Genomic DNA, 22,603 nt, shown 5'->3' on the forward strand with positions numbered 1-22,603 from the left:
GGCTCACAGGTCGCCGTGTCCGAGGCCGGCCGCCAGCCGTGTCACCAGGTCGCGGGCGGCGTCGGGGATCACCGTGCCGGGCGGGAACACCGCCGCCGCACCCATCTCCAGCAGCGTCGGCACGTCCTGCGGCGGGATCACCCCACCGACGACGACCATGATGTCCTCGCGTCCCTCCTCGGTCAGCGCCTCGCGCAGCGCCGGGACGAGGGTGAGGTGCCCGGCGGCCAGCGAGGACACCCCGACGATGTGCACGTCCGCCTCGACGGCCTGGCGGGCCACCTCGGCCGGGGTCTGGAACAGCGGGCCGACGTCCACGTCGAAGCCGAGGTCGGCGAACGCGGTGGCGATCACCTTCTGGCCGCGGTCGTGGCCGTCCTGGCCCATCTTGGCGACCAGGATGCGCGGCCGGCGGCCCTCGGCCTCGGCGAAGGCGTCGACCACCTCCCGGGTGCGGTCCACGTGCGGCGACTCGCCTGCTTCGTTGCGGTACACACCGGAGATCGTACGGATCTGGCCCGCGTGCCGTCCGTACACCTTCTCCAGGGCGTCCGAGATCTCCCCGACGGTGGCCTTCGCACGAGCCGCCCGCACCGCCAGTTCCAGCAGGTTGCCCTCGCCGCCGGCGGCCCGGGTGAGGGCGTCGAGAGCGTCCCGGCAGGCGGTCTCGTCCCGCTCCTCGCGCAGCCGCCGCAGCTTGGCGATCTGCTGCGTGCGCACCGAGGAGTTGTCGACCTTGAGCACGTCGATCTGCTCGTCGGTCTCCACCCGGTACTTGTTGACGCCGATCACCGGCTGGCGTCCGGAGTCGATCCGCGCCTGGGTGCGGGCCGCGGCCTCCTCCACGCGCAGCTTGGGAATGCCCGCGTCGATGGCCTGCGCCATGCCGCCCGCCTGCTCCACCTCCTGGATGTGCTGCCAGGCCCGGCGGGCGAGGTCGTACGTCAGCTTCTCCACGTACGCACTGCCGCCCCACGGGTCGATCACCCGCGTCGTGCCGGACTCCTGCTGGATCAGCAGCTGGGTGTTGCGGGCGATGCGCGCCGAGAAGTCGGTGGGCAGCGCCAGCGCCTCGTCGAGGGCGTTGGTGTGCAGCGACTGGGTGTGGCCCTGAGTGGCCGCCATCGCCTCCACGCACGTGCGCGTGACGTTGTTGAACACGTCCTGAGCCGTCAGCGACCAGCCGGACGTCTGCGAATGGGTGCGCAGCGAGAGCGACTTGGCGTTCTTCGGGTCGAACTGCCCGACCAGCTTGGCCCACAGCAGGCGCGCCGCGCGCAACTTGGCGATCTCCATGAAGAAGTTCATGCCGATTGCCCAGAAGAACGACAGCCGGGGCGCGAAGGCGTCCACGTCCAGGCCCGCCTCCCGCCCGGCCCGGATGTACTCCACCCCGTCGGCCAGGGTGTACGCCAGCTCCAGGTCCGCCGTCGCACCGGCCTCCTGGATGTGGTAGCCCGAGATGGAGATGGAGTTGTAGCGCGGCATCCGCTGCGAGGTGAACGCGAAGATGTCGGAGATGATCCGCATCGACGGCTTCGGCGGATAGATGTAGGTGTTGCGGACCATGAACTCCTTGAGGATGTCGTTCTGGATGGTCCCCGCCAGTTTCTCCGGCGGCACGCCCTGTTCCTCCGCCGCGACGATGTACAGCGCGAGCACGGGCAGCACGGCGCCGTTCATCGTCATCGACACCGTCATACGGTCCAGCGGGATGCCGTCGAAGAGCTGGCGCATGTCGTAGATCGAGTCGATCGCCACGCCCGCCATCCCGACGTCACCGGTGACGCGCGGATGGTCGCTGTCGTAGCCGCGGTGGGTGGGCAGGTCGAAGGCGACCGACAGGCCCTTCTGCCCGGCCGCCAGGTTGCGGCGGTAGAAGGCGTTCGACTCCTCGGCCGTGGAGAACCCCGCGTACTGACGGATCGTCCACGGCTGATTGACGTACATCGTGGGGTACGGACCGCGCAGGTACGGGGCGATGCCCGGGAAGGTGCCCAGGAAGTCCACGCCCTCCAGGTCCTGCCCCGTGTAGAGCGGCCCGACCGCGATGCCCTCGGGGGTCTCCCACAGCAGGTCGTCCCCGCCGGCGGCCTTCTTGAACGCCGTACGCCACTCGTCCGGGCCCGCGGCGGCGGACGGCGCCCCCAGCTCGATCGCCGAGAAGTCGGGGATGGACATCAGGACACTCCCATACGGTCGAGCGCGGCGGAGAGCACGGCGACGGCGTCGCAGCCGGCGAAGACATAGGTGTCGACCCCCGGGTACGGCCCCGGACGGCCCGCGAGGAACACGTGCCCGGCGCCCGCCTCGCGCAGGGCCGAAGCGGTGGCCCCGGCCTGCTCCTCGTACACGGCGTCACTGGAGCACAGGCACACCTCCCGCGCCCCGCTCTCCTCGAACGTGCCCTCGGTGACGGGCTCGATACCGCCGGCCTGGAAGAGATTGGCGGCGAAGGCGAGCCGGCCGGTGTGGGCCGACGCCGGGCCGAGCGCGGCCAGATGGACACGGGGACGGGCACCGGTCGCGGCCAGATGGGCGTCGGAACGGGCGCGCAGCGCCTCGAACGCCTCGTCCCGCCGCACCCGGGGGAGCCCTCCGGACGGCGGCTCGGGTGCCTGCTCGCGCACCACCGGCTTCTCGGCCAGGTGCGGGAACTCGCTGACCCCGGTGACCGGCTCCCGTCGCTTCGCCAGCTTCGCGCTGCGCACGGACCAGGTTCGTGCCAGCCGCTCGCCAACCATGCCGGAGCGCAGACCGGCCGCCTGTCCGCCCGCCCGCTCGATCTCCTGGAAGAACTCCCAAGCGGCGTGGGCGAGTTCGTCGGTCAGCCGCTCCACGTACCAGGATCCGCCCGCGGGGTCGATCACCCGGGTCAGGTGCGACTCCTCGATGAGGATGGTGGAGGTGTTGCGGGCGATACGGCGGGCGAAGGCGTCCGGAAGGCCCAGCGCCTCGTCGAACGGCAGCACGGTCACCGCGTCGGCGCCGCCGACCCCCGCGGCCAGGGTGGCGACCGTGGTGCGCAGCATGTTCACCCACGGGTCGCGGCGCGTCATCATCACCGGCGACGTCACCGCGTGCTGAAGCTGCGCACCGGCCCGGGGCGCCCCGCAGGCGTCGGCCACCCGGGCCCACAGCCGGCGCGCGGCACGCAGCTTGGCGACGGTCAGGAACTGGTCCGCGGTCGCCGCGTACCGGAACTCCAGCTGCCCCAGGGCCTGGACCGTGTCCAGCCCGGCGGCGGTCAGGTCGCGCAGGTAGGCGACGCCGGTCGCCAGGGAACAGCCCAGCTCCTGCGCCGCCGAGCCCCCGGCCTCGTGGTAGGGCAGCGCGTCCACGGTCAGCGCCCGCAGTCCCGGGTGGCGCGCCGCGCACGACCGGGCCAGCCCGGCCACGGGCGCGGTGTCGTACGACCGGCCGGTGCGGGCCTCGTGGCCCAGCGGGTCGGCGCCCAGGTTGCCGCGCGCCGCCTCGCCGGCGACACCCTGCTCCGCGTAGAGCCGCAGCAGTTCCGCCGCGGCCGGCCCCGTCTCGGCGCCCGCGTCCAGGACGACGGGCGCCAGGTCGAGGTGGACGCCCTCCAGGGCGCTGCCGAGTGCGGCGACCGGGATGCCGGCGGACTCGCCGACGACCAGCCACAGGGAGGTGACGCCGTTCTCCAGATCGGCCAGTACCGGACCTCGGCCGGCCACCGTGTGCCGCTGGCGCACGTCCCAGCCGCCGGCCGTGTTCCCCTCGGCACGGCCGCCGCGCACGAAGGGGGGAAACCCCGGAAGACCGGGGTCGGGCGCGAGGTCGCGCGCGGTGTACAGGGGACGGGCGCGCAGCCCGTCCTCCAGCGCGGTGGACAGGGCATGCTCCGCCTCGGCGTCCGGCACGTCCCTGCCCGACCTGCGCAGTACGCCGGTCACCAGGCGCTGCCATTGTTCATGTGTCGCGTCAGGGAACTCGGCCGCCAGGGAGAGTCCGTCGTCAGGCAGGACCGTCATGCTCGGATGCTAGGTCAGGTCGGCAGATGAGCGCAGCGGGTACGGTTGTGATCTTGTTCTCCCCGGGTGTGTGACGCCCGCCGCGTACCGCGTGCCCGGCGGGCCCCGCCCGGTGGTGAAGACGGTACTGATGGCGCCCGCCCGTCCTGCGCTCCTTCGCGTGGCCGCGTGGGTGCGGACAGGGTGCGGCAGGGTCTTCGGCGATGTGCACCCAAGTGACTCCGCGCGGGCCGTCGCCCCGTAGAGTGCGTCTCCGATGCCCTCCCGACCCCCGAGGTACCGAGCAGTGACCGCCGCCCGACCCGCACCGACCGCCGCAGTGACCGTCGTCGGTATCGGCGCCGACGGCTGGGAGGGAATCCCCGGCACCTCGCGGCAGGCTCTGCTCGAAGCGGACGTGGTGATCGGCGGCCCCCGCCAACTGGAGCTCCTGCCACCGGAATGCGGCGGGGACCGGGTGCCCTGGCCCTCACCGCTGCGGCCCGCGGTCCCCGGCCTGCTCGCGGCCCACGCAGGACGCCGGATCGCCGTCCTGGCCAGCGGGGACCCCCTGTTCCACGGCATCGGACGCACCCTCACCGAAGTACTCGGCGCAGGCTCCGTGCACGTCCTGCCGCACCCCTCGTCCGTCTCCTACGCCTGCGCCCGCCTCGGCTGGCCCCTGGAGGACACCGAGGTCGTCACGCTCGTGGGACGGCCCGCCGCACGCCTGGCCGCCGCCCTGCACGACCGCCGGCGCCTGCTCGTGCTCAGCGCGGACGCCGCCACCCCCGGCGAGGTCGCCGCCCTGCTGCGGGACCGCGGCTTCGGGCCGAGCCGGATGCGGGTGCTGGAACAGCTCGGCGGCGGCAGGGAGCGGACGACGGGGGAGACCTCCGCCGACGACTGGCCGCCGCCGCACCCGGGGGACGGCCCCGATCCCCTCAACATCGTCGCCGTCGAATGCCGCCGCGTCCCCGGAGCCCTGCGCCTCGGCGCCGTACCCGGGCTCCCGGACGAGGCGTACGAGCACGACGGGCAGCTCACCAAGCGTCATGTCCGCGCCGCCACCCTCGGCGCCCTGGCCCCCGCCCCCGGCGAACTGCTGTGGGACGTCGGCGGCGGCTCCGGCTCGATCGCCGTCGAGTGGATGCGCACGCACCCCGCCTGCCGGGCGGTCACCGTCGAACGCGACCCCGTCCGCGCCGAGCGGATCATCCGCAACGCGGAACGGCTCGGTGTGCCGGGGCTGCGGGTGGTGGCCGGCGTGGCCCCCGCGGCCCTCGCCGGACTCCCGCGGCCGGACGCCGTCTTCGTCGGCGGCGGACTCACCGCGCCCGGACTGCTGGACGCGTGCTGGGAGGCGCTCCCCGCGGGCGGACGGCTGGTGGCCAACACCGTCACGCTGGAGTCCGAGGCGCTGCTGGCCGACGCCCGGCGGCGGCACGGAGGCGAGCTGGTGCGGCTGGCGGTGGCGCACGCCGTGCCCGTGGGCGGCTTCACCGGATGGCGGCAGGCGATGCCGGTGACCCAGTGGGCGGTGCACAAGACATCCGACTCGTCAGAAGCCGTACCGGGAACAGCAGGAGCAGACACATGACCGTGTACTTCATCGGTGCCGGACCCGGCGCCGCCGACCTGATCACCGTGCGCGGCGCCCGGACGCTCGCCGCCTGCGGGGTCTGTCTGTACGCGGGCAGCCTGGTGCCGCGCGAGCTGCTGGCCGAATGCCCGCCCGACGCGCGGCTGGTGGACACCGCGCAGCTCAATCTGGACGAGATCACGGCCGAGCTGCTCCGGGCGCACCGGGAGGGCCAGGACGTGGCCCGGCTGCACTCCGGGGACCCGTCCGTGTTCAGCGCGGTCGCCGAGCAGATGCGGCGGCTGGACGCGGCAGGGGTGCCCTACGAGGTCGTCCCGGGCGTGCCCGCCTTCGCCGCGGCGGCGGCCTCACTGAAGCGGGAGCTGACCGTGCCGACGGTCGGGCAGACCGTCATCCTCACCAGGGTCGTCAACCGGGCGACCGCCATGCCGGACGGCGAGGACCTGGCCACCCTCGGCCGCAGCGGCGCGCTGATCGTGCTGCACCTGGCGGCGAAGTACGCGGACCGCGTGGTCGACGAACTGCTGCCGCACTACGGCGCCGACTGCCCCGCCGCCGTCGTCGCGTACGCCTCCCGCCCCGAGGAGCTGATCATCCGCGGCACGCTCGACGACATCGCCGGGAAGGTCAAGGACGCGGGAGTGCTGCGGACGGCGGTGATCATGGTCGGCCGGACGCTGGGAGCGGAGCAGTTCCGCGACAGTCACCTGTACTCGCCCGAGCGGGAGAGGCACACCTGCTGAGCAGGACGTCCCGACAGGCAGGCCGGGCCCTCCCGGCCGCCGGCCCGGCCGGCGGGCCGGACCCCTTCTCCCTCAGGCCACGGAGCTGCGGCCCACCACCGTCCCCGCCCGGTCGATGCAGATCACGTCGACCGCGACCGGCGCCCCGCGCAGCACGGCCAGCGCCTCGTCCCGGGCCGCCACCGCGACCAGGTCGCCCAGCGGCACCCCGGCCGCCTGGCAGAGCTGGAGTGCGGCGAGGCCGGTGTTGGCGTCCGCCACCGCGGCGGCAATAGCCTCGTCCGCGCCCCCGCGCCGGGCCAGCCGGGCGAGGAACCCCTTGTCGACCTGGGAGCGGGCGGAATGCAGGTCGAGGTGGCCGGCGGCGAGCTTGGAGAGTTTGGCGAAGCCTCCGCAGACGGTGAGACGGTCCACCGGGTGGCGCCGCACGTACTTCAGCACGGCACCCGCGAAGTCGCCCATGTCCAGCAGGGCGACCTCGGGCAGGCCGTACTCGGCGACGACGGTCCTCTCCGAGGTGGAGCCGGTGCATCCGGCGAGGTGCGTGCGCCCCGCCGCCCGCGCCACGTCCACCCCCCGGCGGATCGAGTCGATCCACGCCGAACACGAGTAGGGGACCACGACGCCGGTGGTGCCGAGGATGGACAGCCCGCCGAGGATGCCGAGCCGCGGGTTCCAGGTGGAACGGGCGATCTCCTCGCCGTTGTCGACGGAGAGGGTGATCTCGACGTCGCCGCTGCCGCCGTACCGCCCGGCGACGCGGGCGACGTGGTCGCGCATCATCTGCCGGGGGACCGGGTTGACGGCCGGCTCGCCGACGGGCAGCGGCAGGCCGGGCCGGGTGACCGTGCCCACCCCGGGCCCCGCCCGGAACACGACCCCGGCCCCGGCGGGAAGCCGCCGTACCGTCGCCCGGACCAGCGCCCCGTGCGTGACGTCCGGGTCGTCGCCGGCGTCCTTGACGATCCCCGCCATGGCGTACGAGTCCGTCAGCTCCTCGACGGCCAGCGCGAACGACGGCGTCCGCCCCTTCGGCAGCGTGATCGTCACCGGGTCGGGAAAGCCGCCGGTGAGCAACGCGGTGTACGCGGCGGTCGTGGCCGCGGTCGCGCAGGCACCGGTGGTCCAGCCGGGCCGCAGACCGGTGTGCTTGAGTTGGGCGCTGCGACCGCCCTCGGCCTCGCTGCTCATGCGTCGCTGCTCATGTCTCGCTCGGGGGAAGGGAACCGAATGAAGGGAACGGAACTGCCGTGCACGTGCTGATCCTCGGCGGCACCACCGAGGCCCGCCGCCTCGCGGAGCTGCTGGCGGCCGAACCCCTGCCGTGTCTGCGCGTGACGAACTCCCTGGCGGGACGGGTGGCCGCACCCCGGACACCGCCCGGCGAGGTGCGCGTCGGCGGCTTCGGAGGGGCCGACGGGCTCGCCGCATGGCTGCGCGGGCACGAGGTGGACCTGCTCATCGACGCCACCCACCCTTTCGCCGGCACGATCAGCTTCAACGCGGCACGGGCCGCCGCCACCACCCATGTTCCCCTGCTCGCGCTGCGACGTCCCGGCTGGCTGCCGGTCGAGGGGGACGCCTGGCACGAGGCCGGCTCCCTGACCGAGGCCGCAGAACTGCTGCCCGGGCTCGGCCGGCGGGTCTTCCTCACCACCGGCCGGATGGGCCTGGCCGCCTTCGCGCACCTGGACGACCCGTGGTTCCTCGTACGGTCCGTGGACGCGCCCGGGGCGCCGCACCCGCCCCGCATGGAGGTGCTGCTCGACCGCGGCCCGTTCACCCTCGACGGGGAACGCGAGCTGCTGCGCCGGCACCGGATCGACGTCGTGGTCACCAAGGACAGCGGGGGAGCGGCCACCGCACCGAAGCTGACGGCCGCCCGCGAGGCGGGAGTGCCCGTGGTCGTGGTGCGCAGACCGCCGGCACCCGGGGGAGTGACCGTCGTGGCCGAGCCCCGGCAGGCGGTCCAGCGGGTCCGGGAGGCATACGCGCGGTGCGCGCGCCGGGACGCCGGCTGAACCGCCGCGGCCCTCACGCCTCCGGATAGCGGCGGGGCGTCCAGACGACCTCCTCGCCGTCCCCCCGCCGCACGACCCGGGTCTGCGAGGAACCGACCAGCAGGACCGTGCGCATGTCGACCTCGGCCGGGTCCAGGTCCGCCAGCCGGACGATCCGCACCCGCTCGCCGGCGCCGCCCACGTCCCGCGCCACGACGACGGGCGTGTCCGGCGCCCGGTGCTCCAGCAGGAGGTCACGGGCCTTGCCGACCTGCCAGGTCCGGCTGCGCGACCCGGGGTTGTACAGGGCCAGCACCAGATCGGCACCGGCGGCGGCCCGCAGCCGCCCGGCGATGACCTCCCACGGCTTGAGACGGTCGGACAGGGAGACGGTGGCGTAGTCGTGACCGAGCGGGGCGCCCGCGCGGGCGGCGGCCGCGTTGGCCGCGGTCACGCCCGGCAGCACCCGCACCGGCACGTCCGTGTACTCCTGGGCCGAGGCGGCCTCCAGCACGGCCGTGGCCATGGCGAAGACACCGGGGTCGCCGCCGGACACGACGGCCACCCTGCGTCCCTGCAGGGCGAGTTGCAGCGCGAACTCGGCGCGCTCGGCCTCGACCCGGTTGTCCGAGCCGTGACGGCGCTGACCGGCCCGTACGGGCACACGGTCCAGGTAGGTGGTGTAGCCGACCAGGTCGTCGGCGGCGGCCAGGGCGCCGCGCGACTCGGGCGTCAGCCACAGCGGCCCGGCCGGCCCGGTGCCGACCACGACGACCTCACCGCCGGAGCCCGGCTCCCGGACGGCAGGCCCGGCGTCGGCCCGGCTCGGCAGCACGGCCACCGAGAAGTACGGCACGGACCCGGCCTCCACTTCGGCGAGTCCGGCAAGGCGTTCCCCGGACATGGTGGCCCGCTCGACGTACCGGGCCGCCTCGAGCCGCCCGGCACGCTCCATCGCCCGGCGCACCTTGGGGAAGGTGCGCCCCAGCTTCATCACCACGGCCGCGTCCGTCGCGGCGAGCCGGGCGGTCAGCTCCTCCTCGGGCAGCGTGCCCGGCAGGATGGTCAGCACCTCCTCGCCCTCGGCGAGCGGGGTGCCCAGGCGGGCCGCGGCGGCGGAGACCGACGTGACACCGGGGATCACCTCGGTGTCGTAGCGGTCCGCCAGCCGCTTGTGCATGTGCATGTAGGAGCCGTAGAAGAGCGGGTCGCCCTCGGCGAGGACGGCGACCGTCCGGCCCGCGTCCAGGTGGGCGGCGAGCCGGGCCGACGCCTCGGCGTAGAAGTCGTCGATGGCGCCCTGGTAGCCGCCGGGGTGGTCGGTGGTCTCGGTGGTGACGGGGTAGACCAGCGGTTCCTCCACGTGGTCGGCCCGTATGTGCTCCACCGCGATGGAGCGGGCGATGGACCGGCCGTGGCGGGCACTGTGATAGGCGATCACGTCCGCCTCGGCGATGGCCTCGACGGCCCGTACGGTCATCAGGGACGGGTCGCCGGGGCCGAGCCCGACCCCGTACAGCTTGCCGCTCATTCTTCCTCGCTCGCGATCGCGTTGAGAGCGGCGGCGGCGATGGCGCTGCCTCCGCGACGGCCTCGGACGACCAGGTGTTCCAGGCCCGAGGGGTGGGCGGCCAGGGCGTCCTTGGACTCGGCCGCGCCGATGAAGCCGACAGGCACGCCGATGACGGCGGCCGGCCTCGGCGCCCCCTCCTCGATCATCTCCAGGAGGCGGAAGAGTGCGGTGGGCGCGTTGCCGACGGCGACCACGGCGCCCTCCAGGCGGTCGCGCCACAGCTCCAGCGCGGCGGCGCTGCGCGTGGTGCCGAGCTTCGCCGCCAGCTCCGGCACGGCCGGGTCGGAGAGGGTGCACAGCACGTCGTTGCCGGCGGGCAGCCGCCTGCGGGTCACGCCGCTGGCCACCATCTGCACGTCGCAGAGGATCGGAGCCCCGCCGCGCAGGGCCTCGCGTGCGCGGGCCACCACACCGGGGGTGTGACCGATGTCGCGGACGAGGTCGACCATTCCGCAGGCGTGGATCATCCGGACCGCGACCTGGCTGACGTCGGCGGGCAGGGCCGAGAGGTCCGCCTCCGCGCGGATGGTGGCGAAGGACTGGCGGTAGATGGCCGCCCCGTCCTTCTCGTAGTCGTAGGGGGTCACGGTGTTCTTCTCGCTGCTCTCGGTCGTCGTACGGCTCATGAGGTGAGTGCCGCCAGGGCGGCGGCGAGGTGGGAGGGATCGTCCAGGGCGGCGGTGCGCGCCGGCCGCCCCAGGGCGACCGTGCCGATCCGGTAGCCGCCCTCCGGGGCGGCGACCACGTCGATCCGGTCGCCCCGGGGGTGGCCGCAGCGCCGCTCGCAGCCGGACCAGTACAACGGCAGGGGGGAGCGGCCCGCGTCGGCGAGGGCACCGGCCGCGTCCGCCCGCACGTCGGAACGCGACCTGCCGCACCCCGGCCGGCCGATGCAGGCACCGACGCGCAGCCAGGGGGAGGAGGCGTCGGTGACCAGACCGGTGCCGGCGAGACGGGCCAGTGCGTCGGCCGCTGCCGCCGCGTTCGTCCCGGCGGCGGGGACGACGATGCCGCGCCACGGCGTCAGGCGCACTTCGTCCGACCGGACTTCGGCGGCCACCCGGGTCACGGTCCGCCACTGACGGGACGTGAGACGGCCCAGGGGCACATGGACGGACAGGGCCGCCCCGACCACCCCCAGAGGCGGCCCCTCCCCTGTGGTGCGGTCGTTCGGCGCCGGAACGCAACCGAGGCCCGCGCCGGTCAGACGGGACCGGACCACACGCGTCAACTCGCCGGGGGAGAGGTTCAGTTCGTCGACCCGCCAGACCCGCGCCCCGGTCTCCCGCAGCACCTCGAGGAACGTCTCGGCGGCGAGCAGCGCGGCCCGGGGTGCCTCGTCCCCGGACACCCGCAGGGCCCCGTCAGCCGAGCCGACGGCGAGCAGGGCGCCGCCGTCGCCGGCCGCACGCACGGTCACATCGGCGCCGAGTCCGGCGACATCGCCGCGCCCGTCGTCGAGCGCGAACAGGAACCGCCCGGACAGCGCCGGGGCGGCCTCGCTCGCGCACAGCGACGCGTCCAGGGCCGACAACCACGGCCGTACATCCCGGACCCCACGTCCGTCGAGGCCGGACAGCGGTGAGGCGACGATGTTGCGTGCCCGTTCGTGCCCGCGTGAGGGGAGCAGTCCGGCCGCGTCCAGCAACCCGGCGAGCAGGGCGCCGCAGTCGTCGCGCAGTCCACGCACTTGCACATTGCCGCGCGAGGTCAGATGCAGTTCCCCGTCGCCCAGTCGGTCGGCCGCGTCCGCGAGCGCCTCGGCCTGCGGCAGGGTGAGCACCCCGCCGGGCACCCGGACCCGGGCCAGCGCGCCGTCGTCGGCGGTGTGCAACCGCAACGACCCCGGACAGGCGTCACCACGGTCCCGTGAGACCGCTGTGGCCTGGGACGACGGAGGGAGGGGAGCCGTGGACATGGCGGCGAGCATACCGACCGTCACACCGCCTCCGAGCCCTGCCCTCTTGCCCCGACCCTTACTATGTCTCTCGGCGGATCATCGGATCCGTCATCGCCATGACGGCGACATGGAGGAAGCCCGGTGCGAATCCGGCGCGGTCCCGCCACTGTGAGTCCGGCCCCCACGAGGCCGGACGAGTCAGGAACTCCGGCCGTCTTGTACCACCCGGGGCGCGGACCCCGAGGAAGGCCGGCCGACGCATGCCGTATTCGTCCGGGGAGCGCTCGACGCACCCCCGCATCCTGCTCCTGTCGACCTCCGACACGGACCTGCTCAGCGCCCGGGCGGCCGACGGCCCGGTGCCCTACCGCTTCGCCAACCCCTCCCGGCTCCCGCTCGACGACCTGCCCGCGCTCCTCGAGGGCGTCGGCCTGGTCGTCGTACGCCTCCTCGGCGGACTGCGCGCCTGGGAGGACGGCCTCGACCTGCTGCTCGCCGACGGCCGTCCGGTCGTCGTCCTCACCGGTGAACAGGCCCCCGACGCACAGCTGATGGCCGCCTCCACGGTCCCCGTCGGCATCGCCGCCGAGGCGCACGCCTACCTCGCCCACGGCGGACCCGCCAACCTCGAGCAGCTCGCCCGCTTCCTGTCCGACACGGTCCTGCTCACCGGCCACGGCTTCGACCCGCCCGCCCCCGCGCCCACCTGGGGCCCGCTGGAGCGCGCACCCCGCGAAGGCACCGACGGCCCGACCGTCGCCGTGCTCTATTACCGCGCCCATCACATGAGCGGCAACACCGCCTTCGTCCACGCCCTGTGCGACGCCGTGGAGAACGCGGGCGGGCGGCCCCTGCCGCTGTACGTGGCCTCCCTGCGCGCCCCCGAATCCGAACTGATCGAGGAGTTGCGCGCGGCGGACGTCATCGTCACGACCGTCCTCGCGGCCGGCGGCACCAAGCCCGCCGAGGCGTCCGCAGGCGGTGACGACGAGTCCTGGGACGCGGGCGCGCTCACCACCCTGGACGTGCCGATCCTCCAGGCCCTGTGTCTGACCGGCTCCCGCACCGCCTGGGAGGAGAGCGACGAGGGCGTCTCCCCGCTGGACGCCGCGAGCCAGATCGCCGTGCCCGAGTTCGACGGCCGCCTGATCACCGTGCCGTTCTCCTTCAAGGAGATCGACGCCGACGGCCTCCCGGCCTACGTCGCCGACCCCGAGCGCGCCGCCCGCGTGGCCGGCATCGCCGTGCGCCACGCCCGCCTGAGGCGCATCCCGGCCGCCGACAAGCGCCTGGCTCTCGTCCTGTCCGCCTACCCGACCAAGCACTCCCGCATCGGCAACGCGGTCGGCCTGGACACCCCCGCCAGCGCGGTGGCCCTTCTGCGCCGGCTGCGGGACGAGGGGTACGACTTCGGCGACACCGAGGTCCCCGGACTGGCCTCCGGGGACGGCGACGAACTGATCCGCGCGCTGATCGAGGCGGGCGGCCACGACCAGGACTGGCTCACCGAGGAACAGCTCGCCCGCAACCCGGTGCGCATCCCGGCCGCCGACTACAAGCGCTGGTACGCCACCCTCCCCGGGGAACTGCGCGCGGCCGTCGAGGAGCACTGGGGCCCGGCACCGGGCGAGATGTTCCTCGACCGCAGCCGCAACCCGGAGGGCGACATCGTCCTCGCCGCCCTGCGCCGCGGCAACCTGCTGATCCTCATCCAGCCCCCGCGCGGCTTCGGCGAGAACCCCATCGCCATCTACCACGACCCCGACCTGCCGCCCTCCCACCACTACCTCGCCGCCTACCGCTGGATCGCCGCCCGGGCCGAGGACGGCGGCTTCGGCGCGGACGCCATGATCCACCTGGGCAAGCACGGCAACCTGGAGTGGCTGCCGGGCAAGAACGCCGGCCTGTCCGCCGCCTGCGGACCCGACGCCGCCCTCGGTGACCTCCCCCTCGTCTACCCCTTCCTGGTCAACGACCCGGGCGAGGGCACCCAGGCCAAGCGCCGGGTCCACGCCACCCTCGTCGACCACCTCGTCCCCCCGATGGCCCGCGCCGATTCCTACGGCGACATCGCCCGCCTGGAACAACTCCTCGACGAGTACGCCCAGATCTCCTCCATGGACCCGGCGAAGCTCCCGGCGATCCGCGCCCAGATCTGGACCCTCATCCAGGCCGCCCGCCTCGACCACGACCTCGGCCTCGACGACCGCCCCGACGACGACGGCTTCGACGACTTCCTCCTGCACGTCGACGGCTGGCTCTGCGAGGTCAAGGACGCCCAGATCCGCGACGGCCTCCATGTCCTGGGCGCCCCGCCCGCCGGCGCCGACCGGGTCAACCTCGTCCTGGCGATCCTGCGCGCCCGCCAGATCTGGGGCGGCGTCACCGCCCTGCCCGGCCTGCGCGAGGCCCTCGGTCTCGACGAGTCCGCAGCCACCCGCACGACGGCCGACGAGGCGGAGGAGAAGGCCCGCGCCCTGGTCCAGGCGATGGAGGACGCGGGCTGGGACCCGGCCGCCGTGCCCACCGGGCACGGTGAACAGGTCGCCGCCGTCCTGGAGTTCGCCGCCCGCGAGGTCGTCCCGCGGCTGTCGGCCACCACCGCCGAACTCGACCACACCGTCCACGCCCTGAACGGCGGCTTCGTCCCCGCGGGCCCGTCCGGCTCCCCGCTGCGCGGTCTGGTCAACGTCCTGCCGACCGGCCGCAACTTCTACTCGGTCGACCCCAAGGCCGTCCCCTCCCGCCTCGCGTGGGAGACCGGTCAGGCCCTCGCGGACAGCCTCCTGGAGCGCTACCGCACGGACAACGGCGACTGGCCCACCTCCGTCGGGCTCTCCCTCTGGGGCACCAGCGCCATGCGCACCGCCGGGGACGACGTCGCCGAGGCCCTCGCCCTGCTGGGCATCCGCCCCGTCTGGGACGACGCCTCACGCCGCGTCACGGGCCTGGAGGTCATCCCGTACGACGAACTGGGCCGCCCCCGCATCGACGTCACCCTGCGCATCTCCGGCTTCTTCCGCGACGCCTTCCCGCACACCATCGGCCTCCTCGACGACGCCGTGCGCCTGGCGGCCTCGCTGGACGAGCCCGCCGAGGCCAACCACGTCCGCGCCCACGTCCGGGCCGATCTCGCCGAACACGGCGACGAACGCCGGGCCACCACCCGCATCTTCGGCTCCCGCCCCGGCACCTACGGCGCCGGCCTGCTCCAGCTCATCGACTCCCGCGACTGGCGCACCGACGCCGATCTCGCCGAGGTCTACACCGTCTGGGGCGGCTACGCCTACGGCCGTGAACTGGACGGCCGCCCGGCCCGCGACGAGATGGAGACGGCGTACAAGCGGATCGCGGTGGCCGCCAAGAACACCGACACCCGCGAGCACGACATCGCCGACTCGGACGACTACTTCCAGTACCACGGAGGCATGGTCGCCACCGTCCGCGCCCTGCGCGGCACCGCGCCCGAGGCGTACATCGGCGACTCCACCCGCCCCGAGACGGTCCGCACCCGCACCCTGGTGGAGGAGACCTCGCGCGTCTTCCGCGCCCGGGTGGTCAACCCCAAGTGGATCGAGGCGATGCGCCGCCACGGTTACAAGGGCGCCTTCGAACTCGCCGCCACCGTGGACTACTTGTTCGGCTACGACGCCACCACGGGGGTCATCGCCGACTGGATGTACGACAAGCTCACCGAGACCTATGTCCTGGACCCGGCCAACCGTGAGTTCCTGCAGCAGGCCAACCCCTGGGCCCTGCACGGCATCGCGGAGCGGCTGCTGGAGGCCGAGTCGCGCGGCATGTGGGAGAAGCCCGATCCGGCGGTCCTCGACGCGCTGCGGAAGGTGTACCTGGAGACGGAGGGCGACCTGGAGGGCGAGGACTGAGACGCGGTCCGGCCGGCGGCCAAAGCCCGGTCTATGTCCTGCGGCCTAGTCGGTATTCCTCAGGACGGACGACGACGTGGCGTTTCCGGTGCGCCACGATCATCAGTATGACTTTGTTCGAACATGATTTCGTCGCGGCGGGTTCCACTGAGCGGCCGGTGGGTGACACGGGGCGGATGCTCCAGATGACGACCGGGTACTGGGTCACCCAAGTGGTGCGCACCGCAGCCGAGTTGCGCATCGCCGATCACCTGCACGCAGGCGGTGCCACCCCCGCGGAGGTGGCCGAGGCGGAGTCACTGGACCCCGACTCGGCCTTCCGGTTCCTGCGGGCGTGCGCCTCCCTCGGTCTGGCCACCTCCACCGACGGGAAGCGGTTCGCCGGTACGCCCCTGCTCGACACCTTGCGCACCGACGCCCCGGGCTCCCTGCGGGACCTGGCGCTGTGGGGCGGGGCCGAGTCGCACTGGCTGCCGTGGGGGCGGCTGGCGGACACGGTCCGCACCGGTACCACCCAGGCGGAGGCCGCCCTCGGCGCGCCCATTTTCGACTGGCTCGCCGCCGCCCCGAAGGAAGCCGAGATCTTCACCCGTGCCATGACGGCCATGACCCGCGGCCTGGCCCACAAGCTCGCGGACGTGATCGACCTCAAGGGCGCCCGGGTCGCCGTGGACGTCGGCGGCGCCGGCGGAAACCTCGTCCAGACACTCATGCAGCGGCATCCCCGACTGACCGGCGTGGTCCTCGACCTTCCGCATGTGGGCGCCGAGGCGGACGCCTCCGCGGCGGCTCTGGGCGTCACGGACCGGTTCACCTTCGTCGGCGGCGACTTCTTCGAGGAGGTGCCGGCCGCGGACGCGCATTTGCTGAAGTTCGTCCTGCACGACTGGGACGACGATTCCTGCGTCCGCATCCTGCGCAACTGCCGGGAAGCCCTCGAGCCCGGTGGGCGCGTGCTGGTGATGGAGCTCCTCGTCGACAAGGTGGGCACACCCGGTCTGGAGCCGCTGATGGACCTCAACATGATGGCGCTGTCGACCGGACGCGAGCGCAGCCTCGACGAGTTCGAGAACCTCTTCGAACGAGCCGGACTGAAGTTGGCCTCCACCCTGCCGTCCGCCTCCCGGGTCTCCGTCCTGGAGCTCGTGCCCGCCTGAGCTCCGCTCGGCACACCACCCCCGCTCCCCGCCGGTGGTCCCCGCCCATGCCGGCCTCCACCGTCTCCGGGCCGCGCCTCCTCCACCGGGGCGCGGCCTCGCGCTGTCCGGCCCTCATCACGGCTCCCGTCCCCGCCGGCCCTCAGGACCCGCCGGGGCGGCGGGGCTCAGACCAGGGTCCGGGTGCCCACGGCCGCGAGGAACTCGAACTGCTCCTGCGCGGCGGAGCCGGGGGCGGCGGTGCAGGTGGCGATACGCAGGTCGCTGCCGGGAACGGTGAGGGTGTCGCAGTCGACGGCCACGGGGCCGACGGCGGGGTGGCGGACGGTCTTGCTGTCGGTGCTGTGGAAGCCCACGGTGTGGGCGTTCCAGAGCGAGTCGAAGCGGCTGCCGGTACGCCGCAGGTCCGCGAGCAAGGCGCGCAGCGCCGGGTCCCGGGGGTAACGTGCGGCGGACGTCCGCAGGTCGGAGACGATCGCGGTCTCGAACCGGTCCAGTTGTCCGGGGGCGTGGGTGACGCGGCCCGGGAGTCCGGCGAAGTGCCGCCAGACGATGTTGCGTTCTCTGCCCCTCCAGGGAGAAGGGTCCCCGATGAGGGCGGCCCACAGCGGATTCCAGGAAATGATGTTCCATGCGGCGTCGTGGACGCTGAGGGGCGTGTGCCGGAGCTGGTCGAGCAGCCGCTGGACACTGGGCGGGATGTGAGCGGAGACGTGCCCGGCGGTGGGCGGGGCCTGCCCGGCGAGCACGTAGAGGTGATCGCGTTCCGGCTCGGACAGGCGCAGGGCCCTGGCGAGGGCGGCGAGGACCTGCGCGGAAGGGGAGGTGGCACGGCCCCGTTCGAGGCGGACGACATAGTCGACGGACACGCCGGCGAGTTGGGCCAGTTCCTCGCGCCGTAGCCCGGGGGCACGGCGCACGCCCCCTGTGGGGAGCCCGATGTCCTGAGGGCCGATCCGGTCACGCCAGTGGTGCAGGGCCCTGCCGAGGTCGGTGCGGTCGTTGTTCACCCGTCCATTGTCCGTCCGGCGCCGACGGACAGCCTGGTACTGCCCGACCCCCCGCTGACGAGGGCTCTCCCCCTCGGCGGGCGGGTCCCGCAGGCTCGAGCACATGACCATCACAGTGATCACCGGGGCGAACAAGGGCCTCGGATTCGAAACCGCCCGCCGCCTGATCGAGCAGGGGCACACGGTCTACGCCGGAGCCCGTGACCCGGAGCGGGGAGTTCGGGCGGCGAAGGCTCTGGGAGCCCGTCCGCTGCTGATCGACGTCACCGACGAGGCGTCGGTCGCCGCCGCCGCCGAGACCGTACGGGCGGAGGCCGGACACGTCGACGTGCTGATCAACAATGCCGGGATCGCCGGCCGTGCGGCAGCGGCCGGAGACCAGACGGCGGCCGACCTCCAGCACGTCTACGACACCAATGTCTTCGGCGTCGTCCGCACCGTCCGCGCCTTCCTGCCGCTGCTGGAGGCGGCAGTGGCACCGTCCGTCGTCAACGTCAGCAGCGGTCTGGGATCCCTCGCCGTCAACGCCGACCCCGCCGCCCACACCGACATCCTCCCGGCATGGGCCCCGCTGCTGGCCTACAACTCCTCCAAGGCCGCACTGAACATGCTGAGCCTGGTCTATGCGCAGGCGTATCCGGGGATCACCGTCGCGGCGGTCGACCCCGGCTTCACCGCCACCGACCTCAACGGCCACCATGGGACACAGAGCGTGGGGGAAGGGGCCGCGGCGATCGTCGCCGCCGCCACCGCACGTGACGCGGTCACCGGCACGTTCACCGGATCCTTCGGGCCCGTGCCCTGGTGACCGCCGCGCCGCAGCCTCGGTGAAAGGGTCGGCCGGCCCGTCGTACGCCCGCCACTTGCCGTACGACGGGCCGGCCCACCGCTTCCGCGCCCCGCGCCCTGGCGCCGCGGGGCGTGAGCCCGGGTGTGCCGTACCCCGGGAAACGGCGGCCTGGTTGCCACGCCCGTACGGGCCGAGGCTGGTGTCCGGCCCGCCACCCGTGCGGGCCCGGCATCACGAAGAGGACCCTCATGAGCAGCGAAGACACCACCAGTGCCGCCGTACTCGAACAGCTTCGGCGGCGGTCCGCCGACCCGAAGCGGCGCATCCTGTTCGCCGGCGCGACCGTCGTCACCATGGATCCCCGTCTCGGCGTCCTGGCCCCCGCGGACCTGCTCGTCGAGGGCGAGACGATCCTCGCGGTCGGACCGGGGCTGGACCGGGACGGCGCGGTGGTCGTCGACGCCACCGGCACGATCCTCGCGCCCGGCTTCGTCGACACCCACCGGCACGCCTGGGAGACCCAGCTGCGCCGGATCATGCCGGACGTCGACGACCTCGGCGGTTACGTCATGTCCACCCTGGCCGGTTACGCCACGGTCTACCGCCCCGAGGACATGTACATCGGGACCAGGGTGGCGGCCCTGACGGCCATCGACAGCGGCATCACCTGCATGCTCGACTTCTCCCACAACTCCCGCACCCCCGAGCACTCCGACGCCGCCGTCCAGGCCCTGATCGACACCCGCATCCGGGGCGTCCACGCCTCGATGGGCCCGCACTTCGGCGACTGGGACAAGCAGTGGCCCGGCGACCTGTCCCGCCTCAGGGAGACGTACTTCGCCGCCGACGACCAACTGCTCACTCTGCGCCTGGCCGCCCTGGCCACCGACGAGATCGGCGGCCCCGCCCTCGCCTACGGACCCGAACTCGCCCGCACCGCACAGGACCTGGGCATCGGCGTCAGCGTCGACGCCGTCTTCGGCACCCCCTCCTCGCAGGCCGTCCTGGACTGGGAGAAGGCCGGCATCCTCGGCGCGGACGTCACGCTCATCCACGCCACGGGCCTGACCCCCGAGGCCTGGCGGGCGATCGGCGGGACCGGGACGACCATCGCCCTGGCTCCCACCTCCGACGCCCAGATCGGGCTGGAGACCGCGATCCCCGCCGTCGACGAGGCCCTGTCCGCCGGGGTGCGGCCGGGGCTGAGCATCGACGTCGAAGTGGCTCTGGTCAGCGACATGTTCACGCAGATGCGGGCCCTGCACGCCATCCAGCGGATGCGCGCGGTCAACGCCGTCCACGGCACCGGCCGGCAGCCGGTCCGGATCACCACCCACGACGTCCTGGACTTCGCCACCCTCCAGGGCGCCCGCACCAACGGCCTGGGCGGCACCACGGGTTCGCTCACGCCGGGCAAGAAGGCGGACCTGCTCGTCATCCGGGCCGAGGACCTCAACAACATGCCGCTCAACGACCCGATCGGCACCGTCGTACTGGGCTCGGACGCCCGCAACATCAGCGCCGTGCTCGTCAACGGCGAACCCCGCAAGTGGAACGGCCAAGTCCTCGACGTCGACCTGCCGGCCCTGCGCGACCAGGTGCACGCCTCCCGCGAGTACGTGCTCCACACACCGGCCGCCTGAGCACCGACCGAGGACAGCGGAGGGCGGCATCCGCCCCCGTACACCTCCACACGCCTCCAGACCCCGCCACCACCCTTTCACCGACGACCGGAACAGGTACCGACATGAACACCACCCCCTGGGCGGCCCCCCGCCGCGACGACGACGTGCTGCGCGATCTGCGTGACCCGAAGGGACGCCCGCTGCTGCTGAGCGGCGGCACCGTCATCACCGGCAATCCGTTGACGGGAGACTGGCAGGAGGCCGACGTCCTCCTCGGCGGATCAGTGATCGTGGGCGTCGGCCCCGGTCTGCTGACCGCCGCGGACGACGACGACATGATCGTCGTCGACTGCGCGGGCACCCTCGTCCTGCCGGCCGCCACCGACTTCACCGCGTCCGGCACGGGCAAGACCCTGACCCCCGGTGAGACGGCCGACATCGCCGTCCTGCGCCTGGCCGACGAACCCGGCATCCCCGCCGGCGCCCGGCCGGCCCGCGGCACCCACCTCGACATCCTGGTCACCGGCGGACAGGTCCGCCTCTGGAACGGCCGCCCGATCGACGGCGCCGGCACCACCGCAGCCACGGCTCCGCAGGAAGCGCCCGCCGCGACGCCCGACCACCCCTACGTGGGCCTGTGGGCCGACGAGAACGACTTCATACGTCAGGAACTGCTGCCCGACGGACGCTACGACGAGGCCCGAGGGGACCGGCCCAGCGCCTACCAGGGCCGCTACTGGATCGACGGCAACCGCATCGACTACCTCGACGACCTGGGCTTCTGGGCCTTCGGTGAGTTCCGGGACGGTACCCTGCACCACGCCGGATACCGCTTCACCCGCCGCTGACCGCCCCCGCTCCGGGAATCCCCTACGGGCGGGCCTGCCGTCCGGCGGCGGATTCCCGGTGGTGCGTGGCGCCGAGGCTGCCGAGCAGGGAAAGCGCCTGCGCGCTGGGACTGCCGGGTGCGGCGTGGTAGATGACGACCTGCTGGCCGGGCGCTTCGCGGACGTCGAAGGACTGGTAGGTCAGCGACAGCGGTCCGACGGCGGGGTGGTCGAGTTCCTTGGAGGCGCGGGTCTTGCCGTAGACGGTGTGCGAGGACCACAGTTCGGCGAACGCCTCGCTCCCCTCGGTGAGGGAGGACACCACGTCGTGCAGGCGCGGATAATGCGGGTCGAGGCCGGTGGCCTGGCGGAGGCTCGCCACGACCGCCTCGGCCGCCGCGTCCCAGTGAGCGAAGAACCGGCGGGCCGCCGGGTCGAGGAAGGTCATCCGGGCGAGGTTGTCCGCCTTCTCGAACGGGGAGAAGAGCGCCCCGGCCAGCGCGTTCGCCGCCAGGAAGTCGGTCGCCGGGTTCAGGACGAAGGCCGGCGTACCGGTGTAACCCTCCAGCAGCTGCCGCAGCGCGGGACTGGCCGTTTCCCTCGGAGGCGTCCGGCGGCCGGCCGGCACGGTGTCCGCCAGCCGGTACAGATGGGCGCGCGCTTCCTCGTCCATGCGCAGGGCGCCGCTGATCGCGTCGAGGATCTGCGGGGAGGGGCTGCGCTCGCGGCCCTGTTCCAGCCGGGCGTAGTAGTCGGAGTTCATACCGGCCAGGACGGCGACCTCCTCCCGTCGCAGCCCCGCCACCCGGCGCCGGCCGTAGGAAGCCAGCCCCACGTCCTCGGGCCGCAGACGGGCGCGGCGGGCGCGCAGGAACTCTCCGAGATCGTTACCGGTCATCCCACCAGGCTAGACCGCAACCACGAGGACGTGCCTGGGTGCGCCGCACCCAGGCACCGTCCGCCCTGGCCGTCCGCCGCGGCAGCCGCCCAGACTTCCCCCCGCACACCTTCGAACGAACGGAAGAGTGATGAACGGACAGAACAGCCCTGCCGGCGGCGCCCGGGAGACGCGCGGCAGGACGACGGCGGACGTGGTCGGCATGTGGGTGACGGCCGACGGACACATCCGGCAGGAACTGCTGGCCGACGGCCGCTACGACGAAGCACGCGGCACCCGCCGCAGTGCCTACACCGGCCGTTACACCGTGACCGGCAGCCACATCGACTACGTCGACGACACCGGCTTCACCGCCACGGGCGACATCCGTGACGGCGTGCTGTACCACGAGCACCTCGTCCTCCATCGGGAGGAACGCGACTGACGCGGACGGCGGAGCCGCGGGGGCCGCCCGTGAGCGCGTTCCGGCCCGGCACGCCGTGCCCGGAGCCCGTGGGAGGATACGACGCGGGCGACCGGGCCCACCTGGGCCCGGGCCTGTCCGTTCGGATCGTGCCGGGCCGGCGTGGTCCGGCACCGTACCTCCGCGCGTTGTCGTCGGTTCCAGGGGTCCGCCCCG

At 73.6% G+C, this 22,603-nt stretch carries 17 protein-coding genes and 1 riboswitch; of the genes, 9 read left to right on the top strand and 8 right to left on the bottom strand.

The window, feature by feature from the left end:
- Positions 1 to 3: 3 nt before the first annotated feature.
- Together scpA and ACIF80_RS15005 are read right to left on the bottom strand one after the other, a co-directional pair.
- Positions 4 to 2,181 carry a methylmalonyl-CoA mutase gene (gene scpA, locus ACIF80_RS15000; protein ID WP_399804199.1) on the bottom strand — a complete coding sequence of 726 codons (2,178 nt, stop codon included), beginning with the start codon at positions 2,179 to 2,181 and terminating at the stop codon, positions 4 to 6.
- Positions 2,181 to 3,992 carry a methylmalonyl-CoA mutase family protein gene (locus tag ACIF80_RS15005; protein ID WP_399804202.1) on the bottom strand — a complete coding sequence of 604 codons (1,812 nt, stop codon included), beginning with the start codon at positions 3,990 to 3,992 and terminating at the stop codon, positions 2,181 to 2,183. Before ACIF80_RS15005 ends, scpA begins: the two co-directional genes overlap by 1 nt.
- A 286-nt stretch (positions 3,993 to 4,278) precedes the next feature.
- Between ACIF80_RS15005 and cbiE the strand changes: the two genes are divergently transcribed.
- Both cbiE and cobM read left to right on the top strand, forming a co-directional pair.
- Positions 4,279 to 5,571, top strand: coding sequence for a precorrin-6y C5,15-methyltransferase (decarboxylating) subunit CbiE (gene cbiE / locus ACIF80_RS15010; protein ID WP_399804204.1), 1,293 nt, complete (start codon positions 4,279 to 4,281; stop codon positions 5,569 to 5,571).
- The gene (gene cobM, locus ACIF80_RS15015) at positions 5,568 to 6,317 is read left to right on the top strand and encodes a precorrin-4 C(11)-methyltransferase (protein ID WP_399804206.1); all 750 of its coding nucleotides are present in this window, start codon (positions 5,568 to 5,570) and stop codon (positions 6,315 to 6,317) included. Before cbiE ends, cobM begins: the two co-directional genes overlap by 4 nt.
- 72 nt (positions 6,318 to 6,389) lie before the next feature.
- On the opposite strand, the gene ACIF80_RS15020 is transcribed toward cobM, so the two are convergent.
- Positions 6,390 to 7,508, bottom strand: a complete 1,119-nt coding sequence (locus ACIF80_RS15020; RefSeq protein ID WP_399804208.1) for a cobalt-precorrin-5B (C(1))-methyltransferase — start codon at positions 7,506 to 7,508, stop codon at positions 6,390 to 6,392.
- Positions 7,509 to 7,567: 59 nt separating this feature from the next.
- Here ACIF80_RS15020 and ACIF80_RS15025 point away from each other — a divergent pair, with 59 nt between their 5' ends.
- Positions 7,568 to 8,338 carry a cobalt-precorrin-6A reductase gene (locus ACIF80_RS15025; RefSeq protein ID WP_399804210.1) on the top strand — a complete coding sequence of 257 codons (771 nt, stop codon included), beginning with the start codon at positions 7,568 to 7,570 and terminating at the stop codon, positions 8,336 to 8,338.
- A gap of 13 nt (positions 8,339 to 8,351) precedes the next feature.
- On the opposite strand, the gene ACIF80_RS15030 is transcribed toward ACIF80_RS15025, so the two are convergent.
- From ACIF80_RS15030 to cobG, 3 genes are read right to left on the bottom strand one after another with little or no spacing between them, the layout of a single operon-like run.
- Positions 8,352 to 9,848: a precorrin-2 C(20)-methyltransferase gene (locus ACIF80_RS15030; protein WP_399804213.1), complete on the bottom strand. Its 1,497-nt coding sequence runs from the start codon at positions 9,846 to 9,848 to the stop codon at positions 8,352 to 8,354.
- Entirely contained in the window at positions 9,845 to 10,516 is a 672-nt protein-coding gene (locus ACIF80_RS15035) for a precorrin-8X methylmutase (protein ID WP_399804215.1), read from the bottom strand. Before ACIF80_RS15035 ends, ACIF80_RS15030 begins: the two co-directional genes overlap by 4 nt.
- Positions 10,513 to 11,820 (bottom strand): precorrin-3B synthase, encoded by a 1,308-nt coding sequence (cobG, locus tag ACIF80_RS15040; RefSeq protein ID WP_399805249.1) that lies wholly within the window; start codon positions 11,818 to 11,820, stop codon positions 10,513 to 10,515. The genes ACIF80_RS15035 and cobG overlap by 4 nt, the downstream gene beginning before the upstream one ends.
- A 53-nt stretch (positions 11,821 to 11,873) precedes the next feature.
- Positions 11,874 to 12,017, top strand: a riboswitch (cobalamin riboswitch).
- 33 nt (positions 12,018 to 12,050) lie between these two features.
- Here cobG and cobN point away from each other — a divergent pair.
- Together cobN and ACIF80_RS15050 are read left to right on the top strand one after the other, a co-directional pair.
- On the top strand, positions 12,051 to 15,677 hold the full coding sequence (gene cobN / locus ACIF80_RS15045; RefSeq protein WP_399804217.1) for a cobaltochelatase subunit CobN: 3,627 nt from the start codon (positions 12,051 to 12,053) through the stop codon (positions 15,675 to 15,677).
- Positions 15,678 to 15,784: 107 nt separating this feature from the next.
- On the top strand, positions 15,785 to 16,834 hold the full coding sequence (locus tag ACIF80_RS15050) for a methyltransferase (protein WP_399804219.1): 1,050 nt from the start codon (positions 15,785 to 15,787) through the stop codon (positions 16,832 to 16,834).
- 167 nt (positions 16,835 to 17,001) lie between these two features.
- On the opposite strand, the gene ACIF80_RS15055 is transcribed toward ACIF80_RS15050, so the two are convergent.
- Entirely contained in the window at positions 17,002 to 17,844 is an 843-nt protein-coding gene (locus ACIF80_RS15055; protein WP_399804222.1) for a helix-turn-helix domain-containing protein, read from the bottom strand.
- Between the two features lie 103 nt (positions 17,845 to 17,947).
- Here ACIF80_RS15055 and ACIF80_RS15060 point away from each other — a divergent pair, with 103 nt between their 5' ends.
- The 3 genes from ACIF80_RS15060 (at position 17,948) to ACIF80_RS15070 (ending at position 21,107) form a co-directional block, all read left to right on the top strand.
- Entirely contained in the window at positions 17,948 to 18,652 is a 705-nt protein-coding gene (locus ACIF80_RS15060; RefSeq protein WP_399804224.1) for an SDR family NAD(P)-dependent oxidoreductase, read from the top strand.
- A gap of 230 nt (positions 18,653 to 18,882) precedes the next feature.
- Complete coding sequence (locus ACIF80_RS15065; RefSeq protein WP_399804227.1) at positions 18,883 to 20,277, top strand: amidohydrolase family protein; 1,395 nt, start codon at positions 18,883 to 18,885, stop codon at positions 20,275 to 20,277.
- Between the two features lie 104 nt (positions 20,278 to 20,381).
- Complete coding sequence (locus ACIF80_RS15070; protein WP_399804230.1) at positions 20,382 to 21,107, top strand: Atu4866 domain-containing protein; 726 nt, start codon at positions 20,382 to 20,384, stop codon at positions 21,105 to 21,107.
- 22 nt (positions 21,108 to 21,129) lie between these two features.
- Here ACIF80_RS15070 and ACIF80_RS15075 read toward each other — a convergent pair whose 3' ends face one another.
- Positions 21,130 to 21,984, bottom strand: a complete 855-nt coding sequence (locus tag ACIF80_RS15075; protein WP_399804232.1) for a helix-turn-helix transcriptional regulator — start codon at positions 21,982 to 21,984, stop codon at positions 21,130 to 21,132.
- 130 nt (positions 21,985 to 22,114) lie between these two features.
- On the opposite strand from ACIF80_RS15075, the gene ACIF80_RS15080 reads away from it, so the two are divergent.
- Complete coding sequence (locus tag ACIF80_RS15080; protein WP_399804235.1) at positions 22,115 to 22,408, top strand: Atu4866 domain-containing protein; 294 nt, start codon at positions 22,115 to 22,117, stop codon at positions 22,406 to 22,408.
- Positions 22,409 to 22,603: the final 195 nt, after the last annotated feature.

The organism is Streptomyces sp. NPDC085927, assembly GCF_044540975.1.
In the GTDB taxonomy this organism is placed as follows: domain Bacteria; phylum Actinomycetota; class Actinomycetes; order Streptomycetales; family Streptomycetaceae; genus Streptomyces; species Streptomyces hirsutus.